The organism is Pseudomonas sp. ERMR1:02 (genome assembly GCF_002277815.1).
Classification (GTDB): Bacteria; Pseudomonadota; Gammaproteobacteria; order Pseudomonadales; family Pseudomonadaceae; genus Aquipseudomonas.
The window spans coordinates 1-17094 of sequence record NZ_NKJI01000024.1; the positions used below are offsets into that span (position 1 = coordinate 1).

Sequence of the window (17094 nt, forward strand, 5' to 3'; positions counted from 1 at the left end):
CTTACAGCGGGCAGGATGTCAGCATGAATCCGGTCGACTTCGAGCCCGCCAAGCCTGGCAAGCCCGAGGGCAAGTTCATGATCCCCTGCCCTTGCACCGTGATGACCCTGCCGATATCGCCCGGCTTGCCCAAGCACGGCACCGCACCTTTATCTTTGGCCGCTCCGACGGCACAGATTTTTCGCCCTGGACGATCAAGACCGATGGCGGCGAAGGCTTCAACATGGACCCGCGCCGGATTTCAGCCGCGCCACAACTGGCCACTGGCCCGACATCGGCAGGGTTCAAGGGTGAAGGCACGCTGGAAGTCTGGAAGTTCCAGAACGGTGGCAATGGCTGGAATCACCCGGTACATGTGCACTTCGAGGAAGGATCATTCTCAGTCGAGGTGGGAAAACACCACCAGAATGGGAGAAAGGGGCGCGCAAAGATATCTACCGTATAGGCTCCGATCCTGACAGCCTCGACAATGTCGAAATGGCCCTGCGCATCCGTGAGTTTGCCGGTACCTACATGGAGCACTGCCACAACACACAGCATGAGGACACGTCGATGCTGCTGCGCTGGGACTCTGAGCACCCGGGCCAGTTCCAGTTGATGCCCACACCATTGCCCAGCTGGGACGGCGTGAAATTCGTGAACTCGGTTGCGTTACCGAAATTCCGTACGGGGATGGCGTCGGACCACAGGTCAAGGTCAACAATAACCAAGGAGATAACAGCACCAGTGTCAGCGCAGGCAAAGGCTAGCGACTTCGGCACTCAACGTTGTATCTCGAAAACCGGATCAATCGGAACGAGGAGGCCCGCCAATTTCGAGCCTCCTCAGAGGGAATGGGTCAGCTACATGACCGCAGCGATTTGCTTCGCACGACGGTTCTGTTTGCCAATCAGAAACACCAATAGCGATCCGATAGCGGTCAATGCACAGAGCGGCATCAGTGCGATAGGGAAGCTCCCGGTCTGATCACGCAGTACACCGATCACCGAGCTCATGGCACCGGTACCCAAGTGGGCAAAGGTATTAATCGCTGCAATTGCGGTGGCCAAAGTCGCTGGCGGCAGGGATTCGGAACACAGTGCCCAGAACGGCCCCTTGATCGCATAGTTGCCCATCAATACGAGCGTCAGCAGTATCAGCGTAATGGTCAGGGAGTCGGTGAACAGTGTGGCGGCGAAACTCACTGCAGTAATGGCCAGCGGAATAGCAGTGCTCTTGATCCGTTCCCCGCTCTTGTCCGCACGCAGTCCCCAAAAAATCATGAACGCGGCTGCCATGCCGAACGGAATCATGTTCAGCAGACCCGTTTGCATATTGGTCAAATGAAAGGATTTCAGGATCTGCGGCATCCACAACGAAAGTGTATTGCTGGTTGCCGAACTGCCCATATAGATAAACGAAAGCACCCATACATATTTGTTGGTAAACACCGCCTTGAGGGTGCCGCTTACGCTATGTGCATGCTGAGGAATTGCGCTTTCGCGCGCAGCCTTATCGTTGGTCAGTTGCTCGCTCAGCCAATCCTGCTCCTGCCGAGTCAACCATTTCGCTTCGCTTGGCCGATTTGGCAACACTTTCAGCGCGAGCAATCCCAGGGTAACGGCGGGGATAGCTTCAAGCATAAGCAACCACTGCCATCCCTTGAATCCTGCCACACCGTCCAGTTGCAACAGCAGTGCCGACACAGGTGAGCCGAGAAAGTTGGAGAGTGGTATTGCCACCATGAACAGCGCAACGATTCGAGCCATGTACGCTTGGGAATGCACTGCGTGAGGTAAAGAATGACCCGGGAAAGAAGCCGGCTTCGGCTGCACCCAAGAGGAAGCGGGAAATCGAATAGGATATCGGCCCGACCGCAAATGCCGAACAGAACCCGACGATGCCCCAGGTGATCATGATGCGCGCGATCCACCGCCGGGCGCCAAAACGCTCCATGGCCATGTTGCTGGGCATTTCGCAGAGTACATAAGCAACGAAAACAGCGTGGCGCCGAATCCGAAGGCGCTGGCCGTCAGGCCGATGTCCTGGTTCATGGTCAGGGCAGCGAAGCCGATATGACCCGATCAATGTAGGCGATGAAATAACAGAGTACGAGAAAGGGAATCAGGCGATACCCTAACTTGCGCATCGTCGAACTTTCAATTTCAGCATTGGATGGCTTGTTCATGGAAACCACTCTCTTGTAATTGGAATAGGCTGCTCTTGCGCAGAACTTCTCGATGCGGCACGAGAGGTTGACTGCAACGTCGAATTTCAAACGTTCTGCAAGTTATCGTTACAAATGGATAGGATGAATGGGCTTCTGCAAATGCGCGGGTGAACTTCAGCCTTCGCCTTTAGCAAAACCGAATAACTTTCGAGGTGCTTGCACGAGCAACGAATAAATAAGCTGCGTCGAACACTCCAGGGCTTGCAGCTGATCGATTACTGTGCCGAAACCGATGCTTTGCTCATGCTGCGTATGCGGCCAGTCGCTGCCCCACACCAATTGGCTACGGCCGAAACTTTGCTCCAGCAGCGGTAACGCCATTCGAGCGAAATTGATGTTCTGTTGTGGCGTACTCCCAAACGATAGATTCCCGATACCTTCATCCAGATTGACCCCTTGACCCAACTCCAGTAACTCGCAAAACCCTGGCTGATCGACGCCCGAATTGGCATCCGGCCGGCCGAAGTGATCAATCACCAATTTCAAACCGAACGGCGCTAATTGATTAATCAGTACCGGCAAATCCTTTACCTCCCGATGCAGTTCGACATGCCAGTCAAGATCAGCGATGTGGCGGAAAAACTCTCTCCAGGCACTGTTACGAAAATCAGGTAACGCCTTGCCCATCAGGTTCAAGCGAACGCCGACCACGCCCAGATGATCCATGTCATTCAACGTGGCGCGACTAACGCCTGGCTCCAGCACGACCACGCCTCGCAACTGCTCCGGCGCCTGCCTCAACGCCCCCAGCAGGTAGCTATTGTCGGTGCCGAGAAAGCTCGGCTGCACCAATACGCCATGACTCAAACCATGGGCACCCAGGTGGTTCAGATACTCGGCAAGCGTGGCATCGTAGTCAGGTGCGTAGCGCCGTGTAGCGGCCAGGTTTAATCCCGACTAAAGACATGAGCATGGGAATCGACGCCAGTGATCGATGTAGAACAGGTATCAGACATGGGTTTCATCTATCGCAAGTGAGGATCATCACGCTCGGGCGCTCTCGCCGTTAACCGGGACGGATGAGGTTGTGGCTTCGAGACTGCGACCACGGGTTTCCGGCAGGCAGAGGGCGGCGACTACCGCCACGCCGTAAGCGATCCCGGCGTCGATGCCAATGGCCGAGCCCAGCGACATGGAGTCACTCATATGGCCGACCAGAAACGGGAACACCGCCGAGAGCACTCGGCCGAAGTTGTAGCAAAACCCCACGCCAGCGCCGCGCACGTCCGCGGGTACAGCTCGTTGAACAGTGCACCCAGGCTTGCCGGAATGCCCGCCGCGAAGAAGCCGAGCGGAAAACCGAGGAACAGCATTTGGGTATTGGTCAGGGCATGAATACGTAGCACTGCACGGTAACGACACAGCACAGGGCGAACAGCACGATGTTTTTGCGGCGGCCAATACGGTCGATCAAGAATCCGCTGACGACGCAGCCACACCAGAAGGCAAAGATGATCACGGCCAGGTAGCCGCCAGAGTTCAACACCGACAGGTTGCGTTCGGTCTTGAGGAAAGTCGGCAGCCACGTCATCACGGCGTGGTATCCACCGTGTGCGCCCAAACCCAACAACCCACCGAACAGCGTTACGCGGATCAGTTCAGGACGGAAAATACCAGCCAGGGATTTGAAGAAGCTCTGAGGAATAGCGTGTTCTTTTTGCAGACGCTGAAAACTGTCGGGCTCCTCGACATTACGCCGCACCCACAGGATCAGAAACGACGGCAGCAGGCCAACGATAAACATCACACGCCAGGCCATGTCTTGCGGTACGAACGTATAAATCAGCGCAAATACCCCGACCGCCAGGCCCCAACCGACGGCCCAGGCACTTTGTACAGTGCCCATCACTTTGCCTCGGAATTTCGGGTTGATGGTTTCGGCCATCAGTACCGCGCCCGCAGCCCACTCACCTCCAATGCCGAAGCCTTGCATTGCCTTGACCAACAGCAACTGATGGAACCCGGTGACGAAAGCGGACAGGAAGGTGAAGAAGGAGAACCACAAAATCATCCACTGCAACGTACGCACCCGGCCGTAGCGGTCGGACAACGTCCCCCTACCCAACCGCCGATGGCCGAAGTGACCAGCGTGACGCCGCTGATCAGCCCGGCATCACCCTTGGTCAGGGCGAACGCGGCGATCAACGCCGGAATGGCCAGTCCGAACATCTGTACTTCCAGTGCGTCCAGCGACCATCCGCCGAAGCAGGCCCAAAACGTTTTGCGCTCCCGAGGAGTGACTTGGCGATACCAGCTGAACATGATTTCTTATCCTTATAAGTGGAACGTGAGGCAGCCGAAAGCGAACCGCGCCGCTACGAGGCCGGGGATGGCAAGCAAACGATGAATCCGGCGGTGATCAGGCGCCGTTGGGCGATCCGCTATTGAGGCAAGGCGCTAGCGAATATCCACGCTGTAGCGGAAATGCTCGGCGTGCCCACGCGAGCGTCGCCACTCCAAAGGTGTACCGGCGTAGTCACGCGCCAGACGCTCGATCACCACCACGGGACTGTTGACCGGTACTTGCAACAATCGCGCATGCACGTCGTTTACAGACTCGGCGGTGAGTGTTTCTTCGGCAGAGGCGACGACTTGACCGCAGACTTCTTCGTAAATCGGGTAAAGCAATGGCCCTTTTCGGCTCAGGTCAATTTCCAGCAGCGGCTGAAACCGGCTGCGAGGCAGCCAGATTTCTTCGGCAAGCACCGGCTGAACATCGAGAAGACGTACGCGAACAATGCGAATAACCGGCGCGTCGATTGGCAGGCCTAACGTTTGTGCCACAGCCGAGGGTGCGGCCACCGGCTCAATCGACAAGATGCGACTCTGCGGCACCTGGCGTTCGCCCGCGGCGGTCTGGAAGCGGAAGAATCGGAACAGCGAAGATTGAAACTGAGGCCGACGGACGAAGGTGCCTCGACCTTGCTGACGCTCCAGAATGCCTTCACTGACCAGCGCGTCGACGGCTTTGCGCACGGTGCCAGTGGACAGTTGGTACTCCGCTGATAGCGCGGCTTCGGTGGGAATGGCCTCTCCCGGACGCCAACGATTGTTGGCAATCTGTTCGGCCAACTGATCTCGTAGGCGTTGATAAAGCGGTAGGCGGACATCACTGGACAAGGAATTCATCGACTTTATTCACCTTGTTATCTAGTCATATATATGAATCTTGGAGCGAGTATTCTCCTGATGCATTTTTCTGTCAAGAAGGGTTACCGAACCTGGCGGACGAATGGTGCGCGGAGCGGCCATAGGAGGTACCGAGACGTCGAATCTGGTTTGTTACGGGTTAACCATTGCTCCGGGAATTGCATCCCGGGTCGACAGTTGCCCGTCGTGGTAACTCGCTGGTGGGTTCGGTGGAACAACCCCAAAGTGGTGGTTTTTTCTGTTTGGCTGGCCTGGAGAAAGTGACCATCCCGGCGACTATGGAATTGCCAGGAATGACACAGACAAGTCGCCCCTGCGGCAGACCTGTTGCTGGTGACAAAAAAGCTACGTCGGAATCACGAGAGCCTCAATGCTGCAATGGAAAGGTCAAGCCTGCTTGTATCCGCGCACTTCATCCACACCACGATTCGCCAGCTGGTCGGCCCGTTCGTTGCCGTGGTGGCCGATGTGCCCGCGTACCCATTTCCAGGTGACGTTGTGGCGATTGACCTGCTCGTCGAGCATCTTCCACAGGTCGGCGTTTTTCACCGGTTCTTTCGCGGCGGTTTTCCAGCCGCGTTTTTCCAGTTGGCCATCCACTCGTTGATGCCTTTCATCACATACTGCGAGTCAGTCACCAGCAGCACGTCGCACGGTCGCTTAAGCTCTTCCAGGCCGCGGATCGCGCCCATCAGCTCCATGCGGTTGTTGGTGGTGTTGACTTCGCCGCCCCAAAGTTCCTTTTCAACACCCTTGCACACCAGCAACGCACCCCAGCCGCCAGGTCCAGGGTTGCCTTTGCAGGCGCCATCGGTGAACAGTTCTACGCTATCGCTCATGCCAATCTATCCAGAAAATGCGGTGGCTCGCCGATCGGTGATCGACAATGCCCGAGACCGGGGTAACCCCGGCCAGAAATATATAGAGGTATTACGGTTCGATGTGACGGCGGTTGACCTTGGCCATCGGCAATGGAATCAGCTTGCCCATCGGTTCTCGGCGCTCCTGACGGACCGGCCGCAGGCCCACTACGATCTTGCGTGCGACCAATAAGTAGAAGCCGCCACCGGACAATTGCCAGTCACCGGCCTTGCGTTCCCAACCGGCCAGACGGGCCTGCCAGGCGGGCGAAGCAAGCGGCGGACGATAGCACCCGAAGCGGCGTTTCTCCAGCGCGAAGCCTAGCAGGTTCAGCCAGTCCGCCACGCGCGACGGCGAAATGCAGCGAGCCTTGCGCAGAGCATCGTGGGCAAACGCATGACGCAAACCCCAACTGCTCCAGGGGTTGATCCCGACGATCAACAGATGCCCGCCGGGCCGCACACTGCTCGCGGCTTCGCGCAGCAGACCGTGGGGTGACAGGCAAAAATCCAGCCCGTGCTGCAATACCACTACATCGGCGGCATGTTCGCTCAATGGCCAGGCCTGTTCTTCGCAGACAATTTCGACCCCCGGCAACGGCGCACCCAGGCGCACGTTGCGCTGGACCTGCGGCGCCGACGGCGGCGTCTGGGCCGACGGGCCGTAATGCACCAGATAGCCGCCGAAAAAGCGACCAAGCTCTTCTTCGAGCATGCGCCGCTCTTCATCCAGCAAAAACTGCCCGAGAGGACCAGACAGCCACTCGCGGGCCGCGCTGATCAATGCCAACCAGTCAGGATCAGCCTGAGCGAACGCTTTATCGGTCATTGCATTCTCCAACGCGCCAGGAAGTTCTAAGATGCGCCATTGTTTACCGCTTGGCGAATCCGACGATGATACAGATCACAGCCCTGCCCGCCTTTACCGACAACTACATCTGGTTATTAAAAGATCACAACACCCGGCGCTGCGCGGTGGTCGACCCGGGCGATGCCGCGCCCGTACAGGCCTGGCTCATGTCAAATCCGGAGTGGGTGTTGAGCGATATTTTGATCACTCACCATCATCATGACCATGTCGGCGGTGTTGAACAGCTAAAAAAAACGACGGACGCGAAAGTCTACGGTCCGGCCAGCGAAAACATTCCGGGGCGGGACATCGCGCTTAAGGATAACGACCGCATTAATGTACTGGGCCATGACTTCAAGATCATCGCCGTGCCCGGCCATACCCTGGGGCACATTGCCTATTATCATAGCGGCCTGCTGTTTTGTGGCGACACCCTGTTCGCCGCCGGTTGCGGACGCCTGTTCGAAGGCACGCCCCAACAAATGTACACTCGCTGTCACGCCTCGCGGCGCTTCCCGAAGACACGCAGGTGTACTGTACCCATGAGTACACCCTGAGCAATTTGCGCTTCGCCGCCGCTGTCGAACCGGGTAATCCGGACACACTTGAACGCCTGGCTACGGTCACCCGACAACGGGAAGCCGGAATCATCACGCTGCCGTCTACTGTGGGCCTGGAAAAGCGTACAAATCCGTTTTTGCGTTCCGCAGAAACATCCGTTAAAGAAAAAGCGGACGAACGGACCGGCACTGATAACTCTCGGCCCGATATGGTTTTTGCAACTCTAAGGCTTGGAAAGACAAGTTCTAAACACCTTGCACGAGGGTACGAAATCACGAATGGTTGACCGCAGGGGGTGTGCTTTCTAGAATCGCCCGACATTTTTGCCCGAAACTTACTTCCAGCCAATGTCGCCATCCATTCGTAAGGCCATCAATTCGGACGCTCTGACCCGTCTGGCGCAAGCCATAGCGGTGGCTGTGTCCGCGACATTGGCGGGCTGTTCCAGCCATGTACCGCAAACCGATGCGGCACATACTCCGAATATTGCCGCGCGTGCCAAGCAAAAGCCCGTCTGGCTCAGCGAAAAGCCGAGCCCGCAGATCCCCCAGGATGTCTGGGAGCGCATGCGCCAGGGCTTCCAGTTGCAGGATGGCCTGGGCGTCAACCCGCGCATCGAGCAACAGCGCCTGTGGTTCGCCAGCAATCCGTCCTTCCTCGAAAACGCCGGCGAACGCGGCAGCCTCTACATTCATTACATCGTCGAACGCCTTGAAGAACGCAACATGCCGCTGGAACTGGCGCTGCTGCCAGTGATTGAAAGTGCCTACAACCCGATGGCCTATTCCCGGGCCGATGCGGTTGGCTTGTGGCAATTTATCCCGTCCACCGGACGTTACTTCAACCTGCGTCAGACCCGTTTCTACGATGGCCGCCGCGACATTACCGCTTCGACCACCGCCGCAATGGACTACCTGACCCGCCTGCACGACATGTTCAACGGTGACTGGCTGCTGGCCCTGGCCGCTTACAACGCTGGTGAAGGCACGGTCAGCCGGGCCATCGAGCGTAATGAAAAGCTTGGCCTGCCGACCGACTACTGGAACCTGCCGCTGCCCGCCGAAACCCAGGCCTATGTGCCGAAGCTACTGGCGCTGTCGCAAGTGGTACTGGCGCCTGAAGCCTACGGCGTGAACCTCAACCCGATCGCCAACGAACCGTACTTCCAGGTCGTCGAAATCAACCAGCGCATGGACCTGTCAAAGGTTGCCGCGGTAGCCAACATCGACGAAGACGAGCTGTTCCAGCTCAACCCGGCCTTCAAACAGCGCACCACCATCGACGGTCCCCAGCATTTGCTGGTGCCGACGTCCAAGGCGCAGTTGCTGACCACCAGCCTGCAGACCATGCGTCCTGAAGAGCTGATCAGCAAAAAGCAACTCAAACCGGTGTTTGAAGGCGCAGACAGAACTGCCGTGGCGAGCGTAAAACGCAACTACCGGGTCAAGCGTGGCGATAACCTGGGTACCATCGCCAAGGCCAACAACGTCGACATCAAGGATTTGCAGCGCTGGAACAAGCTGAGCGGCAAGAACCTCAAGCCCGGCCAGACCCTGGTCATACAGGACACCAGCAAACACGGCTCTGGACGCATCAACACCATGGTCGCGACCAACACCAAAACCAAGGGCGAGACAAAGAAGCCGCAGTCCCAGTACAAGGTTCAGCAAGGTGACTCGCTGTACATCGTGGCCAAACGCTTCAACGTTGAAATGCAGCACCTCAAGCGCTGGAATCCGCGCGTCGGTCAGGCGCTCAAACCGGGGCAGATGCTGACGGTTTCCAATCCGCACTAAAAAAGAGCCCCTGATTTTTCAGGGGCTTTTTTATCCGCGAGACTTGCCTGCCCCCTGTAGGAGCGAGCTTGCTCGCGATGGACTTGAGGGCGACGCGCTTATTCAGGAAACACACGTTATCGTTCACGTCCATCGCGAGCGAGCTCGCTCCTACAGGGGATCGGTTTGCTTCTCTAACCGATATCAGCATTATCCCCCCGTCTTTTTCCTGTCCTTACAAGCTGTTACTGTACCGCCACAAAGCCCAAGCCGCCTGGATCGAATTCCTTACTTGAAGCGTCCCCTCCTCTCGCTCCTGATCAGCCTGGCCTTGAGCTCCACCGCAAGCGCGACGATCAGTGAAAGCCATGGTTATGCGCAGTTCGGCATGCTCAAGTACCCGGCCAGATTTACCCACTTCGACTGGGTCAACCCGCAAGCGCCCAAGGGCGGGACGTTGCGGGTGATGGCGTTTGGCACGTTCGATACGCTCAATCCGTACACCTTCAAGGGCACCAGCCCGGTTACCACACCGAACTTCCTGCAATACGGCATCAACGAGCTCAACGAGCCGCTGATGGTCGGCACCGGCCAGTACGCGCCATCCGGGGACGAGCCGACTTCCAGTTATGGCCTGATCGCCCAATCGGTGGAGTACAGCGAGGACCGCAGCTGGGTGGTGTTCAACCTGCGGCCCGAGGCGCGTTTTCACGATGGCACGCCGATCACCGCCTACGACGTGGCGTTCTCCTACCGCTTGTTGCTCAAGGAAGGCCATCCGCAGTACCGCACCAGCCTGCAGGAAGTATTGCGCGTCGACATTCTCAACCCGCAGCGCATCCGTTTCGTGTTCAAGCGTGCCGGCAATCCATTGCTGATCCTGCGTCTGGGCGAGTTACCGGTGTTGCCGCAGCATTACTGGAAAGGTCGCGACTTCAAGGCAACCACCTTCGAGCCGCCGCTGGGTAGCGGGCCGTATCGCATCACTTCGGTCACGCCGGGGCGGCAGATCGTGTTCGAACGAGTCAAGGATTACTGGGGCAAGGACCTGCCAGTCAATCGCGGCAAATACAATTTCGATCGCATGGAAGTCGAGTTCTACCGTGACAGCGATGTAGCGTTCGAAGCGTTCAAGGCGGGCGAGTTCGATATCTATATCGAGCATCAGGCAAAAAACTGGGACAACGGCTACAACTTCCCGGCGATACGACGTGGCGACGTGATCAAGGCGCAGATCCAGCACCAAATCCCGACCCAGACTCAGGGGTTGTTCATGAACAGCCGCCGGCAAGCTTTTTCAGAGGCCAGGGTCCGTGAAGCGCTGGGATTGATGTTCGACTTCGAGTGGACCAACCGAACGCTTTTCAGCGATGCCTACAAACGTGCGATGAGTTACTACCCCAATAGTGAATTCTCGGCCACCGGTTTGCCGGTCGGTCATGAATGGCTATTGCTCAAGCCCTGGCGGGACCAGTTGCCCGCCAAGATGTTCACCGAGCCGTTCAGCCTGCCGCAGACCCAGGGCCGCGGCATTCCCCGTGACACCCTGCGCAAGGCCCTCGGCCTGCTCGCCGAGGCCGGCTGGAAGCTCAACGGCCAGCGCTTGCAGAATGCCGCCGGGCAACCGTTGCGCCTGGAGATCCTGCTAGTCAATCCGAACCTGGAACGCATCCTCCAGCCCTACGTCGAGAACCTCGCCAGCATCGGCGTCGATGCGCGGCTGCGCACGGTGGATCGCGCGCAATACAAACAGCGCCTCGACCAGTTCGATTTCGACATGATTCTGATGACGCTCAACCAGACCCTGAGCCCCGGTCTGGAACAGTGGCAGTACTTTCATTCCAGCCAGGCCGGGGTCAAGGGCAGCAAGAACTACGCCGGCATCGCCAGTCCGGTGGTCGATCATTTGCTCGAACAATTGCTCGCGGCGCAGACCCGCGACGAGCAAGTCGCTGCCGGCAAGGCGCTGGACCGAGTGCTGCTGTGGCAGCACTACATGATTCCCAACTGGTACCTCAATTATCACCGCCTGGCCTACCGCAACCGGTTCGCCTTCGTCACCACGCCGCCCTATACCCTGGGCCTGAGTGCGTGGTGGCTGAAATCTTCGGAGAAAGATCAATGAAACCCGTAAGCGCCCTGCTGTTGCAGGCCAGCGCCTTGTTGTTCGCAGGACTGGCCTGTGCCGCCCCGCAACATGCCCTGACCCTGTACAACGAGCCGCCGAAATACCCGGCCGACTTCAAGCACTTCGATTACGTCAACCCGGACGCGCCCAAGGGCGGCATCTTCCGCCAGGCCGGTTTCGGTGGTTTCGACAGCCTCAACCCGTTTATCAGCAAAGGCGTTCCGGCCAACGATATTGACCTGATCTACGACACGCTGGCCAAGCAGGGTCTGGATGAGCCCTTCACCGAATACGGCCTGATCGCCAGCAAGATCGAAAAAGCCCCGAACAACGACTGGGTGCGTTTCTATCTGCGGCCAGAAGCACGGTTCAATGACGGCCACCCGGTGCGTGCCGAAGACGTGGTCTTCAGCTTCCAGACCCTGATCAAGGATGGCGCGCCGATGTACCGCGGTTACTACAACGACGTCGAAGACGTGGTGGCCGAAGATCCGCTGACAGTGCTGTTCAAGTTCAAGCACAGCAACAACCGCGAACTGCCGCTGATTCTTGGTCAGCTGCCGGTACTGCCCAAACACTGGTGGGCAAATCGCGACTTCAGCAAAGGCAACCTGGAAGCTCCTTTGGGCAGCGGTCCGTACAAGGTCAGCGAAGTGAAGGCCGGACGCTCAGTGCGCTATGAGCGGGTCAAGGACTATTGGGGCAAGGACCTGCCTGCCAACCGCGGCTTTTACAACTTCGATGTCATGACCACAGACTACTACCGCGACAACACCGTGGCGCTGGAAGGTCTCAAGGCCGGGCAGTTCGATTACTGGCTGGAGATGACCGCAAAGAACTGGGCCAATGCCTACAACATTCCGGCCGTCACTGAGGGCCGCCTGATCAAGGAACAGATTCCCAACGGCAACCCCACCGGCATGCAAGGTTTCGTGTTCAACCTGCGCCGCCCGGTATTCCAGGACGTGCGCGTGCGCCAGGCCCTGACGCTGTTGCTGGATTTTGAATGGACCAACAAGCAACTGTTCAACGGCGCCTACGCACGCACCCGCAGTTATTTCGAAAACTCGGAAATGGCCGCCACCGGCCTGCCGGACGCCGATCAGCTGGAAATTTTGAATCCATTGCGCGGCAAGATTCCCGAGCAAGTATTCAGTGAATCGTTCCAGAACCCGGTGACCGACGGCAGCGGCATGATCCGCACCCAGCAACGCAAGGCCTATCAACTGCTGCAGGATGCCGGCTGGCGCATCGTCGACGACAAAATGGTCGACGCCACCGGCAAACCGGTGAGTATCGAATTCCTGCTGGCGCAGACCGAATTCGAACGGGTGCTGCTGCCGTTCAAGCGTAACCTCAGTGACCTTGGCATCGATCTGGTGATCCGCCGGGTCGACGTCTCGCAGTACGTCAACCGCGTGCGCTCTCGGGACTTCGACATGATCGTCGGCAGCTTCCCGCAATCCAACTCGCCGGGTAACGAACAACGCGAGTTCTGGATGACCGCGGCCGCCGACAAACCCGGCAGCCGTAACTCCATGGGCCTGAAAGACCCGGTGGTGGACCAGTTGGTCGAGCAACTGATCAACGCCGATTCACGCAAAAGCCTGGTGGCCCACGCCCGCGCACTGGACCGGGTGCTGCAATGGGGCTATTACGTGATTCCCAACTGGCACATCAAGACCTGGCGCGTGGCCTACTGGAACCACATCGGCCACCCGAAGGTCTCCCCAAAATATGACATCGGCACGGCCACCTGGTGGGTCAAGCCCGATGCCAAACCGGCCATAGAAATCGAAACCAAATTGCAAGCCGACCCTGCGGGCACGGAGTAATCAGATGCTGGCGTATATTTTTCGGCGACTGCTGCTGATCGTTCCAACCTTGTTCGGCATTTTGCTGATCAACTTCGTGATCATCCAGGCCGCTCCCGGCGGGCCGGTGGAACAGATGATCGCCAAGCTCGAAGGCTTTGAAGGCGCCACCAGCCGCATCGCCGGTGGCGGCGCGGAAGTGTCGGTGGCCGGTTCCGCCTATCGCGGCGCACAAGGTCTGGACCCTGCGCTGATCAAGGAAATCGAACACATGTACGGCTTCGACAAATCGGCGCCGGAACGCTTGTGGATCATGGTCAAGAACTACGCCACCCTGGATTTCGGCGACAGTTTTTTCCGCGACGCAAAGGTCATCGACCTGATCAAGGAAAAGATGCCGGTGTCGATCTCCCTAGGGCTGTGGAGCACGCTGATCATGTACCTGGTGTCGATCCCGCTGGGGATCGCCAAGGCCACGCGACATGGCAGCCACTTCGACGTCTGGACCAGTTCGGCGATCATCGTCGGCTACGCAATCCCGGCGTTCCTGTTCGCCATCCTGCTGATCGTGGTGTTTGCCGGCGGCAGCTATCTGGACTGGTTCCCGCTGCGCGGCCTGACGTCGAACAACTTCGATGAGCTGAGCATGGGCGGCAAGGTCCTCGATTACTTCTGGCACCTGGCGCTGCCAGTAACCGCGCTGGTGATCGGCAACTTCGCAACCATGACGCTGCTGACCAAAAACAGCTTCCTCGATGAAATCAACAAGCAATACGTGGTCACCGCCAAGGCCAAGGGCCTGACCAATCACCGCGTGCTGTACGGCCATGTGTTCCGCAACGCCATGTTGCTGGTGATCGCCGGTTTCCCGTCGGCCTTCATCGGCATCTTCTTCACCGGCTCGTTGCTGGTGGAAGTGATCTTTTCCCTCGACGGCCTGGGCCTGATGAGTTTCGAATCCGCCATCAACCGCGATTACCCGGTGGTCTTCGGCACGCTGTTCATCTTCACCCTGCTGGGGCTGGTGGTGAAACTGATCGGCGACCTCACCTACACCTTTGTCGATCCGCGCATCGACTTCGAAAGCCGGGAGCATTGAGATGAACCTGTCCCCTCTCAATCGCCGCCGCTTCGAACTGTTCAAGGCCAACAAGCGCGGCTGGTGGTCGCTGTGGCTGTTTTTGATCCTGTTCGGCGCCAGCCTCGGCGCCGAGTTAATCGCCAACGACAAACCGCTGGTAGTGCACTACGACAACGGCTGGTATTTCCCGGCCTCAAGCGTTATCCGGAAACCACCTTCGGCGGCGAGTTCCCGCTGGAAGCCAACTACAAGAGCCCGTATATCCGCGAACTGCTCAAGGCCAAGGATGCCTGGGTGCTGTGGGCGCCGATTCCATTCAGCTACCAGAGCATCAATTACGACCTGAGAGTACCGGCTCCCGCGCCGCCGTCGGCGGACAATCTGCTGGGCACCGATGACCAGGGCCGCGACGTGCTGGCCCGGGTGATCTACGGCTTCCGCGTTTCGGTGCTGTTTGCCCTGACACTGACCATTCTCAGCTCGATCGTCGGCGTCATTGCCGGCGCCTTGCAGGGCTTCTACGGCGGCTGGGTCGACCTGGCCGGCCAGCGTTTCCTGGAGATCTGGTCCGGCTTGCCGGTGCTGTACCTGCTGATCATCCTCGCCAGTTTCGTCCAGCCGAATTTCTGGTGGCTGCTGGGGATCATGCTGCTGTTTTCCTGGATGAGCCTGGTGGACGTAGTCCGCGCAGAATTCCTGCGCGGCCGCAACCTTGAATACGTGCGTGCGGCCCGGGCGCTGGGCATGCAGAATGGCGCGATCATGTTCCGCCATATTCTGCCCAACGCCATGGTCTCGACCATGACCTTCATGCCGTTCATCCTGACCGGCGCCATCGGTACGCTGACCGCCCTGGACTTCCTCGGCTTTGGCCTGCCCGCAGGCAGCCCGTCGCTGGGTGAGCTGGTGGCCCAGGGCAAATCCAACCTGCAGGCGCCGTGGCTGGGCATCAGCGCGTTTGCCGTGCTGGCGCTGATGTTGAGTTTGCTGGTGTTTATCGGCGAGTCCGCTCGCGATGCCTTCGACCCGAGGAAGTGAAATGAATCAGAACAATCTGATCGAAGTGCGCGACCTCGCCGTCGAATTTGTCGTCGGTGACCACTGCCAGCGTGTGGTCGAAAATGTCAGCTTCGATATCAAGCGCGGCGAAACCCTGGCGCTGGTGGGCGAAAGCGGTTCCGGCAAATCGGTGACCGCCCACTCGATCCTGCGCCTGCTGCCCTACCCGCTTGCCCGGCACCCCTCGGGCACCATCGAATATTCCGGGCAAAACCTGCTGAACCTGAAAGAGAAAACCATTCGCCACATCCGTGGAAACCGGATCGCGATGATCTTTCAGGAGCCGATGACCTCGCTCAATCCGCTGCACTCGATCGAGAAGCAGATCAACGAGGTACTGGGCATCCACAAAGGCCTGGTCGGCAAAGTGGCGACCAAACGCACCCTGGAGCTGCTTGAGATGGTCGGCATTCCCGAGCCGCACAAGCGGCTCAAGGCCCTGCCCCATGAATTGTCTGGCGGTCAGCGCCAGCGCGTGATGATTGCCATGGCCCTGGCCAACGAGCCGGAATTGCTGATCGCCGATGAGCCGACCACCGCGCTGGACGTGACCGTTCAGCTGAAAATCCTCGAATTGCTCAAGGAATTACAGGCTCGTCTGGGCATGGCGCTGCTACTGATCAGTCACGATTTGAACCTTGTGAAAAGAATTGCACACCGCGTATGTGTCATGCAGCGCGGTCGCATCGTCGAACAGGCATCGTGCGAAGAGCTGTTCCGCGCGCCGCAGCATCCGTACACTCGGATCCTGCTGGCAGCAGAGCCCAGCGGCAAACCGGCGACCAACGTGATCGGCCCGCCATTACTGGCGGTCGATGACCTGAAAGTCTGGTTTCCGATCAAGAAAGGCTTGCTCAAGCGCACGGTGGATTACATCAAAGCGGTAGACGGCATCAATTTCAGCCTGCCCCAGGGCCAGACCCTGGGGATCGTGGGCGAAAGCGGTTCCGGCAAATCGACGCTGGGTCTGGCGATCTTGCGGTTGATCGGCAGCAAAGGCGCCATCCGTTTTGAAGGCAAGCAGCTAGACTGCCTGACGCAGCAACAAGTCAGACCGCTACGGCGGGAGATGCAAGTGGTGTTTCAGGACCCGTTCGGCAGTCTGAGCCCGCGGATGTGCGTGAGCCAGATTGTTGGCGAAGGCCTGCGGATCCACAAGATCGGCACCGAGGCTGAACAGGAACAAGCGATTATTGCGGTACTCAAGGAGGTAGGACTGGACCCGGATACCCGGCACCGCTACCCCCACGAATTTTCCGGCGGGCAACGGCAGAGAATCGCCATTGCCCGGGCATTAGTGCTAAAACCGGCGTTGATTCTGCTGGACGAGCCGACTTCGGCCCTCGACCGGACAGTACAGCGCCAAGTGGTGGAGCTGCTGCGTTCACTGCAAACCAAGTACAACCTGACGTATCTGTTTATCAGCCATGACCTGGCTGTCGTCAAGCACTGAGCCACCAGTTGATGGTGGTCAAGCATGGCCAAGTGGTCGAACAGGGAGACGCGCAAGCATTTTTGCCGCCCCCAACATCCGTATACACAGCAGTTGCTGGAAGCCGCTTTCCTGGCTCCGGACACTGCGCAATAACCTGAAAGAGAGGAGCAAC

The 17094-nt window shown here is 58.4% G+C and carries 8 protein-coding genes and 6 pseudogenes; 8 read left to right on the forward strand and 6 right to left on the reverse strand.

The window, feature by feature from the left end:
• A pseudogene (locus CES87_RS28005) lies at positions 1 to 672 on the forward strand (multicopper oxidase domain-containing protein); the annotation flags it as partial.
• 170 nt (positions 673 to 842) lie between these two features.
• Here the strand turns inward: CES87_RS28005 and CES87_RS28010 are convergent.
• The 6 genes and pseudogenes from CES87_RS28010 to CES87_RS28035 form a co-directional block, all read right to left on the reverse strand.
• Entirely contained in the window at positions 843 to 1748 is a 906-nt protein-coding gene (locus CES87_RS28010; RefSeq protein WP_256591120.1) for an MFS transporter, read from the reverse strand.
• Between the two features lie 575 nt (positions 1749 to 2323).
• Positions 2324 to 3094, reverse strand: coding sequence for an amidohydrolase (locus CES87_RS28015; RefSeq protein ID WP_128608656.1), 771 nt, complete (start codon positions 3092 to 3094; stop codon positions 2324 to 2326).
• A 99-nt stretch (positions 3095 to 3193) separates the two neighbouring features.
• Positions 3194 to 4471 (reverse strand): annotated as a pseudogene (locus CES87_RS28020) (MFS transporter).
• A gap of 135 nt (positions 4472 to 4606) precedes the next feature.
• The gene (locus CES87_RS28025; RefSeq protein ID WP_128608657.1) at positions 4607 to 5338 is read right to left on the reverse strand and encodes a GntR family transcriptional regulator; all 732 of its coding nucleotides are present in this window, start codon (positions 5336 to 5338) and stop codon (positions 4607 to 4609) included.
• A gap of 408 nt (positions 5339 to 5746) precedes the next feature.
• A pseudogene (gene rnhA / locus CES87_RS28030) lies at positions 5747 to 6198 on the reverse strand (ribonuclease HI).
• A 91-nt stretch (positions 6199 to 6289) separates the two neighbouring features.
• Positions 6290 to 7048, reverse strand: a complete 759-nt coding sequence (locus CES87_RS28035; protein ID WP_128608658.1) for a class I SAM-dependent methyltransferase — start codon at positions 7046 to 7048, stop codon at positions 6290 to 6292.
• A 65-nt stretch (positions 7049 to 7113) separates the two neighbouring features.
• Here CES87_RS28035 and gloB point away from each other — a divergent pair.
• The 7 genes and pseudogenes from gloB (at position 7114) to CES87_RS28075 (ending at position 17075) form a co-directional block, all read left to right on the forward strand.
• Positions 7114 to 7879: pseudogene (gene gloB / locus CES87_RS28040) on the forward strand (hydroxyacylglutathione hydrolase).
• A 98-nt stretch (positions 7880 to 7977) separates the two neighbouring features.
• Positions 7978 to 9426, forward strand: coding sequence for a transglycosylase SLT domain-containing protein (locus CES87_RS28045; RefSeq protein WP_128608715.1), 1449 nt, complete (start codon positions 7978 to 7980; stop codon positions 9424 to 9426).
• A 295-nt stretch (positions 9427 to 9721) separates the two neighbouring features.
• On the forward strand, positions 9722 to 11530 hold the full coding sequence (locus CES87_RS28055; protein ID WP_371858275.1) for an extracellular solute-binding protein: 1809 nt from the start codon (positions 9722 to 9724) through the stop codon (positions 11528 to 11530).
• Complete coding sequence (locus tag CES87_RS28060) at positions 11527 to 13368, forward strand: extracellular solute-binding protein (protein ID WP_128608661.1); 1842 nt, start codon at positions 11527 to 11529, stop codon at positions 13366 to 13368. The genes CES87_RS28055 and CES87_RS28060 overlap by 4 nt, the downstream gene beginning before the upstream one ends.
• 4 nt (positions 13369 to 13372) lie before the next feature.
• On the forward strand, positions 13373 to 14446 hold the full coding sequence (locus CES87_RS28065) for a microcin C ABC transporter permease YejB (RefSeq protein WP_128608662.1): 1074 nt from the start codon (positions 13373 to 13375) through the stop codon (positions 14444 to 14446).
• A gap of 1 nt (position 14447) precedes the next feature.
• Positions 14448 to 15466: pseudogene (locus CES87_RS28070) on the forward strand (ABC transporter permease).
• A gap of 1 nt (position 15467) precedes the next feature.
• Positions 15468 to 17075, forward strand: a pseudogene (locus CES87_RS28075) (ABC transporter ATP-binding protein).
• The last annotated feature ends 19 nt before the right edge of the window (positions 17076 to 17094 follow it).

Bases quoted from the DNA above. Each gene is read 5' to 3' on its own strand.
- CES87_RS28010 (WP_256591120.1), bottom strand. From the start codon at position 1,748: ATGGCTCGAATCGTTGCGCTGTTCATGGTGGCAATACCACTCTCCAAC.
- CES87_RS28065 (WP_128608662.1), top strand. From the start codon at position 13,373: ATGCTGGCGTATATTTTTCGGCGACTGCTGCTGATCGTTCCAACCTTG.
- CES87_RS28035 (WP_128608658.1), bottom strand. From the start codon at position 7,048: ATGACCGATAAAGCGTTCGCTCAGGCTGATCCTGACTGGTTGGCATTG.
- CES87_RS28025 (WP_128608657.1), bottom strand. From the start codon at position 5,338: ATGAATTCCTTGTCCAGTGATGTCCGCCTACCGCTTTATCAACGCCTA.
- CES87_RS28060 (WP_128608661.1), top strand. From the start codon at position 11,527: ATGAAACCCGTAAGCGCCCTGCTGTTGCAGGCCAGCGCCTTGTTGTTC.
- CES87_RS28045 (WP_128608715.1), top strand. From the start codon at position 7,978: ATGTCGCCATCCATTCGTAAGGCCATCAATTCGGACGCTCTGACCCGT.